6 protein-coding genes are annotated in these 11,973 nt (G+C 60.3%); 1 reads left to right on the forward strand and 5 read right to left on the reverse strand.

What is annotated here, in order from left to right; translation table 11 throughout:
* Nucleotides 1-8 precede the first annotated feature (8 nt).
* The 5 genes from urtE to urtA form a co-directional block, all read right to left on the reverse strand.
* A complete protein-coding gene (gene urtE, locus KZH41_RS04290; protein WP_094949769.1) occupies nt 9-707 on the reverse strand; it encodes an urea ABC transporter ATP-binding subunit UrtE in 699 nt (232 codons plus the stop codon).
* Between the two features lie 165 nt (nt 708-872).
* Nucleotides 873-1,706, reverse strand: a complete 834-nt coding sequence (urtD, locus tag KZH41_RS04295; RefSeq protein WP_162530288.1) for an urea ABC transporter ATP-binding protein UrtD — start codon at nt 1,704-1,706, stop codon at nt 873-875.
* Nucleotides 1,703-2,770: an urea ABC transporter permease subunit UrtC gene (gene urtC, locus KZH41_RS04300; protein ID WP_242154149.1), complete on the reverse strand. Its 1,068-nt coding sequence runs from the start codon at nt 2,768-2,770 to the stop codon at nt 1,703-1,705. The genes urtD and urtC overlap by 4 nt, the downstream gene beginning before the upstream one ends.
* Nucleotides 2,770-4,272: an urea ABC transporter permease subunit UrtB gene (gene urtB / locus KZH41_RS04305; protein ID WP_242154152.1), complete on the reverse strand. Its 1,503-nt coding sequence runs from the start codon at nt 4,270-4,272 to the stop codon at nt 2,770-2,772. The genes urtC and urtB overlap by 1 nt, the downstream gene beginning before the upstream one ends.
* Before the next feature lie 158 nt (nt 4,273-4,430).
* Complete coding sequence (gene urtA / locus KZH41_RS04310) at nt 4,431-5,696, reverse strand: urea ABC transporter substrate-binding protein (protein WP_094949773.1); 1,266 nt, start codon at nt 5,694-5,696, stop codon at nt 4,431-4,433.
* Between the two features lie 374 nt (nt 5,697-6,070).
* Here urtA and KZH41_RS04315 point away from each other — a divergent pair, with 374 nt between their 5' ends.
* On the forward strand, nt 6,071-11,971 hold the full coding sequence (locus tag KZH41_RS04315) for a DUF4329 domain-containing protein (protein WP_263274428.1): 5,901 nt from the start codon (nt 6,071-6,073) through the stop codon (nt 11,969-11,971).
* Nucleotides 11,972-11,973: the final 2 nt, after the last annotated feature.

The following is an 11,973-nucleotide window of genomic DNA, read 5'->3' on the forward strand; positions in this document are numbered from 1 at the left end:
GCTACAGATTAGATGGTAACCAAGCCGCGCACACCCTCACTTTCCATATTTTCACCTCGGCCTTGCTGGACGATCTCTCCGCGAGACATCACCAAGTATTGATCCGCCAGTTCGGCAGCAAAGTCGTAGAACTGCTCTACCAACAGAATCGCCATGTCACCGCGCGCGGCGAGCTTCTTGATGACCATACCGATTTCCTTGATCACCGACGGCTGAATGCCCTCCGTAGGTTCATCCAGAATCAACAGGCGCGGTCGGCTCGCCAGGGCGCGGCCAATTGCCAGTTGTTGCTGCTGGCCGCCGGACAAGTCACCGCCACGGCGGTGCTTCATCTGCAGCAATACAGGGAAAAGTTCGTAGATAAACGCCGGCACTTCCTTGGCTTCGGAGCCGGGAAAGCGCGAGAGGCCCATCAACAGGTTCTCTTCCACCGTCAGCCGCGCAAAAATCTCCCGGCCCTGGGGCACGTAGGCGATGCCGGCGTGCACGCGTTGGTGCGGCTTGAAGCCAGTGATGGCCTTGCCTTCCCAGTTCACCGCGCCTTCTTTGGCTGGCAGCAGACCCATCAGGCACTTGAGCAAGGTGGTCTTGCCCACACCGTTACGGCCAAGCAGGCAGGTGACTTCGCCGATCTTCACGTCAAAGGACAGCCCGCGCAGGATGTGGCTACCGCCGTAGTACTGATGCAGCTTGTCGACTTGCAGCATGTTCAAAATCTCCTCAATTCCCTGGTAGGAACCGGATCAAATGTGGGAACTGGCTTGCCTGCGATGCAGACAACTCGGTATGTCTGTTGGACCGAGGTGATGCCATCGCAGGCAAGCCAGCTCCCACATTGATTCGGTTCCCACAGTAAGCGGTCTGTGTCTGGCTCAACGGCCGAGGTACACCTCGATCACCCGCTCATTTTCCTGCACCTGTTCCAGCGACCCTTCGGCCAGCACGCTGCCCTGATGCAACACGGTCACGTGGTCGGCAATCGAGCCGACAAAGCCCATGTCGTGCTCCACCACCATCAACGAGTGTTTGCCCGCCAGGCGCTTGAACAGTTCGGCGGTGAACTCGGTTTCGGCGTCGGTCATGCCCGCCACCGGCTCGTCCAACAGCAGCAACTGCGGGTCTTGCATCAGCAGCATGCCGATTTCCAGGAACTGCTTTTGCCCGTGGGACAAAAGCCCCGCCGGGCGCTGTACCGAGGCGGTCAGGCGGATGGTGTCGAGCACTTCATCGATGCGGTCTTTCTGCTCGCCACTCAGGCGTGCACGCAGGCTGGCCCACACAGATTTGTCGGTTTTCTGCGCCAGCTCCAGGTTTTCGAACACGCTGAGAGCTTCGAATACCGTGGGTTTCTGGAACTTGCGCCCGATACCCGCCTGGGCGATCTGCACTTCGCTCATGCTGGTCAAATCGAGGGTTTCGCCGAACCAGGCCTTGCCGTGGCTGGGGCGGGTCTTGCCGGTAATCACGTCCATCAGCGTGGTCTTGCCCGCGCCGTTGGGGCCGATGATGCAGCGCAATTCGCCGACGCCGATGTAGAGGTTCAAGTCGTTAAGCGCCTTGAAACCGTCGAAGCTGACGCTGATGTCCTCCAGGGTCAGGATGGTGCCGTGGCGGGTGTTGAGGCCCTTGCCTGCGGCCTGGCCGAGGCCGATCGCATCGCGGCTGCTGCCCGCATCGAAAATAGGTTCGAGCATGACATTCCTCATTTCTTCAGCAAGCCGATAACGCCCTTGGGCAGGTACAGGGTGACGATGATGAACAGCGCCCCCAGGAAGAACAGCCAGTACTCCGGAAAAGCCACGGTGAACCAGCTCTTCATGCCGTTCACCACGCCAGCGCCGAGCAATGGCCCGATCAAGGTGCCACGCCCGCCCAAGGCCACCCACACGGCGGCTTCGATGGAGTTGGTCGGCGACATCTCGCTGGGGTTGATGATGCCCACTTGCGGCACATACAACGCCCCGGCCAGGCCACACAACACTGCGCTCAGCACCCACACAAACAGCTTGAAACCACGCGGGTCGTAGCCGCAGAACATCAAGCGGTTCTCGGCGTCGCGCAACGCGGTCAGCACCCGGCCGAACTTGCTCTGCGCCAGGCGCCAGCCGGTGTACAGGCTCGCGACCAGTAACACCACCGTGGCAAAAAACAACACCGCCCGCGTGCCTGGCTCGGTAATGCCAAAGCCCAGGATGCTGCGGAAATTGGTGAAACCGTTATTGCCGCCAAACCCGGTCTCGTTGCGGAAAAACAGCAGCATCCCGGCAAAGGTCAGCGCCTGGGTCATGATCGAGAAATACACGCCCTTGATCCGCGAGCGGAAGGCGAAAAACCCGAACACCAGCGCCAGCAAACCCGGGGCCAACACCACCAGGCACATGGCCCAGAGGAAGTGCTCGGTGCCGGTCCAGTACCAAGGCAGCTCGGTCCACGACAAAAAGGTCATGAACGCCGGCAGCTCATCACCGGAGGCCTGGCGCATCAGGTACATGCCCATCGCATAGCCGCCAAGGGCAAAGAACAACCCGTGGCCGAGGGACAACATGCCCGCGTAACCCCACACCAAATCCAGCGCGAGGGCGACGATGGCGTAGCAAAGGATCTTGCCCACCAGCGTCAGGGTGTAGGCCGACACCTGCAGCGGGTTGTCCGCAGGCAGCAGCGAGCACAACGGCAACGCCAGCAGCAGGATCAGGATCACCACGCCCACTGCAATCGTGACTTTGGGACCGGCCTTTTGCGTGGCCGTAAGCATCAATGGCTGGTTCATCAGTCGATCACCCGTCCTTTCAGTGCGAAGAGTCCTTGCGGGCGTTTCTGGATAAACAGAATGATCAGCGCGAGGATCAGGATCTTGCCGAGCACGGCACCGATCTGCGGTTCGAGAATTTTGTTGGCGATGCCCAAGCCGAAGGCGGCCATCACGCTACCGGCCAACTGGCCGACACCGCCGAGCACGACCACCAGGAACGAGTCGATGATGTAGCTCTGGCCCAGGTCCGGGCCGACGTTGCCAATTTGGCTCAGGGCCACACCACCTAAACCTGCGATACCGGAGCCCAGGCCAAAGGCGAGCATGTCCACCCGCCCGGTGGGTACGCCGCAGCAGGCGGCCATGTTGCGGTTCTGGGTGACCGCACGCACGTTGAGGCCCAGGCGGGTCTTGTTCAGCAGCAGCCAGGTCAGCACCACCACGCACAGTGCAAACGCGATGATCACGATGCGGTTGTACGGCAGCACCAAGTTGGGCAGCACTTGAATGCCACCGGACAGCCAGGCGGGGTTGGACACTTCGACGTTCTGCGCACCGAACACCAGGCGCACCAGCTGGATCAGCATCAAGCTGATGCCCCAGGTGGCGAGCAGGGTTTCCAATGGGCGGCCGTAGAGGTGACGAATCACCGTGCGTTCCAGGGCCATGCCGATGGCGGCGGTGACGAAGAATGCCACCGGCAGCGCGATCAGCGGGTAGAACTCAATCGCGGCGGGCACATAGCGCTGCATCATCAGCTGCACCATGTAAGTGGAATACGCGCCAAGCATCAGCATCTCGCCGTGGGCCATGTTGATCACGCCGAGCAGGCCGAAGGTGATCGCCAAACCCAAGGCCGCGAGCAGCAGGATCGAGCCCAAGGACATGCCGCTGAAGGCCTGGCCGAGGATCTCGCCGACCATCAATTTGCGTTTGACCTGGGCCAGGCTGGTCTCGGCAGCGGTGTGCACGGCGGCGTCGGTTTCGACACCGGGCGCGAGCAACGCTTCAAGGCGGGTGCGGGCCAGGGGGTCGCCAGTGCTGCCGAGCAAACGCACGGCAGCGAGGCGCACGACCGGGTCGGTGTCGACCAGTTGCAGGTTGGCCAGGGCCAGGCTGAGGGCGGTGTGCACGCCCTCGTTGGTTTCGGCGGCGACCTGCTGGTCGAGGAATTTGAGCTGCGCAGGTACAGCGGTTTTTTGCAGGGTTTGCGCGGCGACCAGGCGCACCTTGGGGTCGGCCGCGAGCAATTGCTGGCTGGCCTGTACGTTGTCGATCAGGCCGCGCAGGCGGTTGTTCAAGCGAACGGTTTTGGTTTCACCATTGACCGTGAGCTGGCCTTGTTGCAGCGCGTCCACCAGCTCGATGCGCGCCGGGTCGGGCTGGGCGGCCCAGTCCTGGAGCAGCTTGGCTTGTTGCATCGGGTTGGCGTTGAGGAAATCTTCGGCGTCGCTGGCGTGTGCGGCGAAAGGCAGCATGAGCAGCAAGGCCAGGATCAAGCGGTAGAGGGCAGTGGGCATAACAAAATGTCCTGATCATGCGCGGACGGTGTGGGCACTGGCTCGTGTGTGGGAGCTGGCTTGCCTGCGATGGCATCACTGCGGTGTGTCTGCCACACCGAGTTGTTTGCATCGCAGGCAAGCCAGCTCCCACACTGACCGTGCCCGACCTTTAGGCTTTAGTTGCTCTTGACGGCGTAGTCGGGTTTTTTGTCATTCCCCGGGATGTACGGGCTCCACGGCTGCGCCCGAATCGGCTCCTGGGTCTGCCACACCACCGAGAACTGCCCATCGGCCTGGATCTCGCCGATCATCACCGGCTTGTGCAGGTGGTGGTTGGTTTTGTCCATGGTCAGGGTGAAGCCCGACGGCGCGGCAAAGGTCTGCCCGGCCAGCGCTTCACGCACTTTGTCGACGTCGGTGGATTTGGCTTTCTGCGCCGCTTGCGCCCACATGTGGATGCCCACGTAAGTGGCTTCCATCGGGTCATTGGTCACGGCTTTATCCGCGCCTGGCAGGTTGTGGGCCTTGGCGTAAGCCTTCCAGTCGGCGACGAACTTTTTGTTCACCGGGTTCTCCACCGACTGGAAGTAGTTCCAGGCGGCGAGGTTGCCCACCAGCGGCTTGGTGTCGATGCCGCGCAGCTCTTCTTCACCCACGGAGAAGGCCACCACCGGTACGTCGGTCGCCTTCAGGCCCTGGTTGGCCAGTTCTTTGTAGAACGGCACGTTGGAGTCGCCGTTCACGGTGGAGATCACGGCAGTTTTGCCGCCTGCAGAGAACTTTTTGATGTTGGCCACGATGGTCTGGTAATCGGCGTGGCCGAACGGGGTGTAGACCTCTTCGATGTCTTTATCGGCGACGCCTTTGGAATGCAGGAACGAGCGCAAAATCTTGTTGGTGGTGCGCGGGTACACGTAGTCGGTGCCGAGCAGGAAGAAGCGCTTGGCGCCGCCGCCTTCTTCGCTCATCAGGTACTCCACCGCTGGGATCGCCTGCTGGTTGGGTGCTGCACCGGTATAGAACACGTTGGGCGACATCTCTTCGCCTTCGTATTGCACCGGGTAGAACAGCAAGCCGTTGAGTTCTTCAAACACCGGCAATACCGATTTACGCGACACCGAGGTCCAGCAGCCGAACACCACGGCGACCTTGTCCTGGGTCAGCAACTGGCGGCCTTTCTCGGCGAACAGCGGCCAGTTCGAGGCCGGGTCGACGACCACCGGCTCAAGCATCTTGCCGTTGACGCCGCCCTTGGCGTTGATCTCGTCGATGGTCATCAACGCCATGTCTTTAAGCGAAGTTTCGGAGATCGCCATGGTCCCCGACAACGAGTGCAGGATGCCGACCTTGATGGTCTCGGCGGCCTGCACGGTCCAGGTCAAACCCATGGCGGCAATGGATGCCGACAAAGTAAAAGCCTTGATCAAGCTACGACGCTGCATGGTGCGATCTCCGTAAACCGATATTTTTTGTGGGGCAGATACACCGGACTTTGCAAAGGCTGTGCCTGCGGCGCTTAACGTGAGCATTGATGGGGGTTAGCGGGTGAAGGCGCGGGCGTGGCGCACCAACTTGGCGCTGTAATGGCGGGCCCGTGCACGGCAAGCCCTCAAAAAGGGCGTGTGGGCAGACCCGAGCGCGGGCGAGCGGGTATTCACGCGGTTGTTGCTTGAATGGTGCAAAATCTGTCAGCGCTGAGGCAGTCCCGTACCGCCTTGCGCGAACAACTATCTACCGTCTTTAAGTCCGTCCTCAGTTCATCTTGAGTGCTGACACCGCTCCTGGCGTGTCGGCATTTTTTTGGACGAGACTACCTATGAATGACGTTAAAGATTTACCGCAACACACCCCGGGGCATGTGCCGGAACTTCCGGCACTGAGCCCCTTATTTATCTCGGCGGATGACGCCGCCAACTGGGCCCACCAGCAACCCCGGCCGAACACGGGCATGGAGTATGGTGCGCTCATCCTCAAACGCCCGGACGGCAAGTTTGTGGCGACGATGCCGATCCTTGGCCAGAAGTTGGGTTTTGACTATAAAGCGCTGTTGGAGGCCGATGCCGATAACTTTTTCATGCATCCCCGTGGTTATACCTGCCACGGGCTTTTTCACTCTCACCCGGCGTTGCGCCAGGAGTTTGAAAAAGCCAACCCCAGCTTTTCCGTCGACCAGATCAAGTTGTTCATCAGTTTCTTTTCTGGCTCGGACATCATGCAGTCCTATCGCAGGGGGGACTTCGCCAGCATCAATTACCTTTCCGGCCCTTACGGCTCCTTGATCAAAAATGAAGTGCGCCTGACTGAGCAGAGCAAAAATTATGCGCACTGGTTGTTGGCCATTAAGCAGCAAACACCGGCAATCAGTGGTCATGGCGATAACCGGACGCCTGAGGGGATTGTCAGAAAGCTCGCCTCGCTTTGGGATGTGCGCGTACTGATCCCAGGCGCCGTTTTCCAGGGGCTGCGTGGGCGGGTCACTGAAGATTGGCAGCCGTTTGAGCCCGTTGATTCAAGTGAAGTGACTGAGCTGCCGTTGTGCGGGCCGATTTTCAGCCAGGCCCGGCAGGCGGTTGAGCATGCGCTGAGTCAGCAAGGCAGCACAGACCAGCGAGGCGGTTTTGTGTTGAAACGTGCGGACGTGGAGGAATATGTAGCCACCGAGGCGATGCTGCTGACTTCGCTGAACCCGACGGCCTCCCGACTTTTTCCCCTGGCCGCGAGCCTGTGGCCCTTGTTACCGGCGCAGCATTTTGTCGAGGGATGGTACTGCGCCGCGCCGCTGACGAAGGCGGCGCCAGTGCCGTTGCAGCCGTGGCTATACGGAAACTTCTTTTCTCCTCAGGAACTCGCCGAAGGTATTGCCCAATCGAGACGGCTTAAAGCGTCGATCGAGCCAGGCAAACCGTTGAGCGTTTATCGTAGAACCCGCGACGGTGCGCTGCTGCGTTACCGTTTTTCGTTTTCTGCGCAGGAGGAGTTGCTCTATAGCGTCACGCCAGAGGGGCAAGTGACGGACAACGGCATTCAGGGCACGATCATGAACGCCCAACTCAGCCCCAAAGCGTTTATCCAGCAAGTGGCGGCTGCAGGTGAGTTGACGGTGCTGGAAGCCAGTAATGTGTGGGACAAGGTCGGCGCCGTGACGCCTGCTTGGCGGCCCTTCTCAAAGATTCCCGTGCCCGTTCTCAGCCCGGCCTTTATCACCGCCGCCGACGCCGCCCGTTGGGCCCATGAGGCTATCGGCGCGAGGCGCGACGTCGAATATGGCGGTGTCATTCTCAAACGTGGTAACCGCTACTACGCGACCGAGCCCCTACCGGACCAGCACGAAAGCTTTGACCATGGGTTGTTGTTGGCCAAGGACAGTGAGGGCAACTTCATCGCGCCTGATGATTTCAGCGCTGAGGCGTTCTATCACTCCCATCCCGCCAACGCGACAAAAATCCGCGAACAGTTTCGAAGTTTCACGCCTGACCAGGTGCAGCTGTTCAACAACTTCTATTCGGTGGCGGACCAACTCTTCAGCTTCAAGCAGCGAGCGTTCGCCAAGACCCACTATTTTTCCGGGCCGGACAATGTGTTGCTCAAATACGTCAGCAGTGGTTCGGCGTTGGAAAAAACCTGGGAACAACAACTGCGCACCGGAACGGTTGAGGCCAGCAGCGATTTTGAGAACATGATTTGGAAGCTGACCGAGGCCGGCGAATTGTCGGTACTGATTGGCCATGGGGTTTGGGGCGGTGTTTGCGGCCAGGTTAAAAAAGGCTGGCGAATCAACACGCCAGTGACCCTTGGCAGTGCCGTACTGCAACAACCCTTTTTCACCTCAGTGTTCCCCACCTCGGAAACGGCCGTGCTGAGTGCGCTTTTGACTTCCGGCCCACTCGACGCGGGCGCCATGGGGTTCGTCCTCAAGCACACTCGCGAGGACGTCTATGTCGCGACGTTGGCAGTGCCCAAGACTCAGCCGCTGTTTTCGCCCAACAAAGTGTTTCCTGAACGCCCCGGCGGCAAGCTTCGATTGCCGTCCAATTTCCGCCTGGCGGCCATTTATTTCCGAAGCTGGTACGAGAACGACGAAGTCGCGGCCCGGGAAAAATGGCTGGCCAGTACCTTCTTTACGCCTGCGCAGGTTGTCGCAGCGGCCCGACAGGCGCGGGCTACCTTGGACGTCCAGGACTCGGCTCGCGGGTTGTCGCTGTACATGCACGCCTCCGATGGCGCCCTGCTGACATTCAAGGTGCCCGAGGTCACGGCCATGTTGGAGCTGGTCGGGCAAAAAAATGACGGTGAGCTTGACGATAATGGCGCACAAGCAGCTCTGGCCGCCGGTACGCTCAGCCCGCGAACGTATGTGCGCAGGGTCATTGCAGCGACCGATCTGTCGGTGGTGCAGGCCGGAGGCCTGTGGCGCAGGGTGGGCGGGGTGGATAACCGCTCCGACCTGCTGACGTCGTTTTACACGGTGACCTTGAGTCGTTCGTTTCTTTCGGCGCGCGATGCGGCGGTGTATGCCCATGAGCGCATTGGCACTCGGCGGGACCGCTACTACGGCGGTTACGTACTCAAGGGCGAAGACGGCCGTTTTGTGATCACTGAGCCCATGGAAAGCGCGGCGAATCCATTTGCCTTCACGCTGTTTTTTCCACGCGACAACCAAGGCCCGCTGATCCCGCCAGAACCTTACGTATTGCAGGGGCGCTATGGCTCCCACACCGCCCTGTCGATGATTGACCCGGACTGGGTCGCGCGGCGCCGTTGGACGCGGGATGAGGCACAGACCAACCTGCAGGTATTCTCTGACGATGAAATGTACTCGATCATCCCGGCCGGGCGGGTGGCGTACTTGTCGGGGGCGCGGGACTGCTTGCTGGAGTACACCCCGAACAATTCGCCTGAGGAACGGATACTGCTGGCCAATATTGGCCCGCACGCCGGTGATAACAGCCTCGGCAAGCGCCTCGACAGTGGGCAGATCCGCCCTCTCGATTGGGTCCGGCGCCTGGCTCAAGCCGGGGATTTCAAGATTATTCTGGGCAACCCGTTGTGGGGCCCACGCTCGGTGGTCTACAGCGACTGGACGCCCAACTTCGATTACGCCCCGAGGTCCGGCGCTCCCACCTACGCTACCAACGGCGCCGTATTCGCCAGTGCCGATGAGGCTGCCCGCAACCTGCATGGGCGGGTCCATGCGCGTAACTTCGCAGAGCCGGCCTGCTTTGCCTTCATCCTCAAGCGCCGGGATCAGGAACAGTACATTGCGAGTGAGGTGGTGGGCGTCAGCCAGCAGAACAAACTGTTCAATCTCAACAGCCTGTTTGAGCCCAAGGCTGAGGGCGGCTACCGCTTGCCCGATGGGTTTGTATTGCACGGGCTGTTTCGCTCGCAGCAATGGTCCCCTGCTGGGCTAAACACGTCGTACGCTTGGCTGACGCTGTTTTTTATCACGCCGCAGGTGTTGTACGTCGCGCTCTATGAAGCGAATCGAAGTGGCGTGACCAACCTGCCGATTTACTGCTCAACCCTGGATGGCGCGCTGTTGCGGTATGTGCCCTCACCGGTTGACGTTAAGGCGGGCGGCCCGGCAGAAACCTTATTGACTCAGGCGCAGGAAGAGTTGAACTCCGGTAAAAAGACGCCCTCGGCTTTCGTCAGGGAGTGGGCGCTGAGGGGCAGGCTTCATGTGATACGTACCAGCCAGTGCTGGGATAAAAAAGGCGTAGTCGCCACTACCTGGACCGGTTACGAAACCTTGGCACCTCGCCGATTAAGCCCGGCTTTTTCCAGCCCCGATGATGCGGCTCGTCACGCGGCAGCCTTGGTGGGCAACGGGCATCGTCGGCGTTATGGCGGGGTGATCCTCAGGCTGGGCAATCGGTTGTTCGCTTCGACGAACCCTTTGGCGATTCCGCCCCAGGGCTTGGCATTGCACTGGATCTACCCTGAACACGCGGCTGAGGTGGGGCTTTATCCGGGGGGCAGTACTATTGTTGCCCGTTACCGGTCCGAGGTGGACCAAGAAGTACCGCTGCTGCTGTCCTCCACTCAGAAATCCATCTACAAGAGCATGATCCCTAGCGCAGTGCTGTCGAACCTGTTGCACCGTGAAGCCCACATCAAGCGTGAATATGTGTTCGGCGCAAATGGCTCGATCCTCAGTTACGAGCTGTCGGGCACCGAGGAGGAGAGGCAGCTCAAGAGTCGGCTTGGCCCTCTGAACCTGGCCAAGGGTGATTACGGCGACAACGGCGTCGAACAGCAACTGCGCAGCGGTGCACTCTCGCCGCAGGCGTTTATCACTGAGGTGGCGAAGGCGGGTAAATTGTATGTGGTTGAGGGCGATCAGACATGGGGGCAGCCCAGGCAGATAACAGCGGATTTTGTGCCGAATCAATTTCGCCCCAACGCCGGGGATATTCGCCAGGTGTTCTTCGACTCGCCCTGCGGGCCGATTTTTACCCGCGCGTTGGATGCTGTTCGTTACGCCCAGCGCGCGTGGAAACCGCACACCGACGTGGCCTTCGGTTACGTGCTCAAGTCAGTCAACAAGCCGCTGTACATGACGACCTTGGCGCTTGTCAGAGATAACCTGGCCGACTTCGAGCAAGTGTTTGTCGACGGCCAGTTGCCCCAAGGCTATGTGCTCGATGGCCTGTATCTGTGCGCTTCCACGGTTGCCATCGCCTCGGCCGAGGATGAAATGGCGCGCAGCTTCCTGCCGCCCCAGTACCTCGCCAAAGCACTCAACTTCATGACCTCTGCGCGCAATGTCAATGTCCTGCCACTGTATGTGGCGTGCAGCGATGGTGCGCTGCTCACGTATGTGTTTCCCAAGACCGCGTCGCTGTCCGACTGGACCCGCACCGCGCACCTGGACCGCACGCACTTGCTCGAAGGCACCCTCACGGTGCGTGACTATGTGCGCCGCCTGGCAGGTGCGGGTGAGTTGTCCATTCGGGTGACCAGTGACGTCTGGGGCAGAAAGGAGCGAGTCACTGCCGAGTGGGTGCCAAAAAAAGCGCCCCATGCGTTTGCCGACGACCCGCGTTTGCATTCGTTTTGCGGGCCGCTGTTTCTTTACCCCGATGATGCGGCCCGCTATGCCGAAGGCTTGGTGGCGCCGTTCAGTACTCAGCAGTATTTGGGCGCGGTCCTGGTGCCTGGGCTCACGCAGGGCTACGTCGCCCTCGATCCGGTGGAGGATCAGGGCACGGGAGACACAAGTACCTTGCAACTGTTGTTCTGGATCGACCATGCCGGGTTCGACGTGCCTGACACCCATGAGCTCAAGACCTACAAAATCTCCGCTGTGCAGGCGTTCTACAAAACCATTGCTTCGACGTCCAGCCTGGAACCGATCGACACAAGCCTGTTGGCCAACTTCGTCTCCAAGGACGACCTGCGCGACTATGTGTCGGTGATCAAGAGCAACTTTCCCGACGCCAAGAGTTGTTACCTGTCCTGCCGGGGCGGTGCCCTGCTCAAGTACGTGCCGGCATTTACAGAGGCAGAAACCCGGGTTCTTGCACCAGGGGCCGCGCCAGATCCCAGGGTGCTGGTCAATCAGTTGCGCGGCCAGGGCAGTTTGTCGGTGCTGGTCACCGATGCCTTCTGGACACGTCTGGGGGTGCTGGGTGAAGAGTGGAATATCAGCGAGGTGCAGGCAGAACTGGAGGCCGAGGAGTTCTGGTACTCACGAACCAGGGACGAACTCTGACC

This window comes from Pseudomonas sp. YeP6b (assembly GCF_025642995.1).
Taxonomy (GTDB): domain Bacteria; phylum Pseudomonadota; class Gammaproteobacteria; order Pseudomonadales; family Pseudomonadaceae; genus Aquipseudomonas.

What these genes read in the sequence shown, in the direction of transcription:
- urtA (WP_094949773.1), bottom strand. Translation starts at nt 5,696, where the DNA reads ATGCAGCGTCGTAGCTTGATCAAGGCTTTTACTTTGTCGGCATCCATT.
- urtD (WP_162530288.1), bottom strand. Translation starts at nt 1,706, where the DNA reads ATGAGGAATGTCATGCTCGAACCTATTTTCGATGCGGGCAGCAGCCGC.
- urtC (WP_242154149.1), bottom strand. Translation starts at nt 2,770, where the DNA reads ATGAACCAGCCATTGATGCTTACGGCCACGCAAAAGGCCGGTCCCAAA.
- KZH41_RS04315 (WP_263274428.1), top strand. Translation starts at nt 6,071, where the DNA reads ATGAATGACGTTAAAGATTTACCGCAACACACCCCGGGGCATGTGCCG.
- urtE (WP_094949769.1), bottom strand. Translation starts at nt 707, where the DNA reads ATGCTGCAAGTCGACAAGCTGCATCAGTACTACGGCGGTAGCCACATC.
- urtB (WP_242154152.1), bottom strand. Translation starts at nt 4,272, where the DNA reads ATGCCCACTGCCCTCTACCGCTTGATCCTGGCCTTGCTGCTCATGCTG.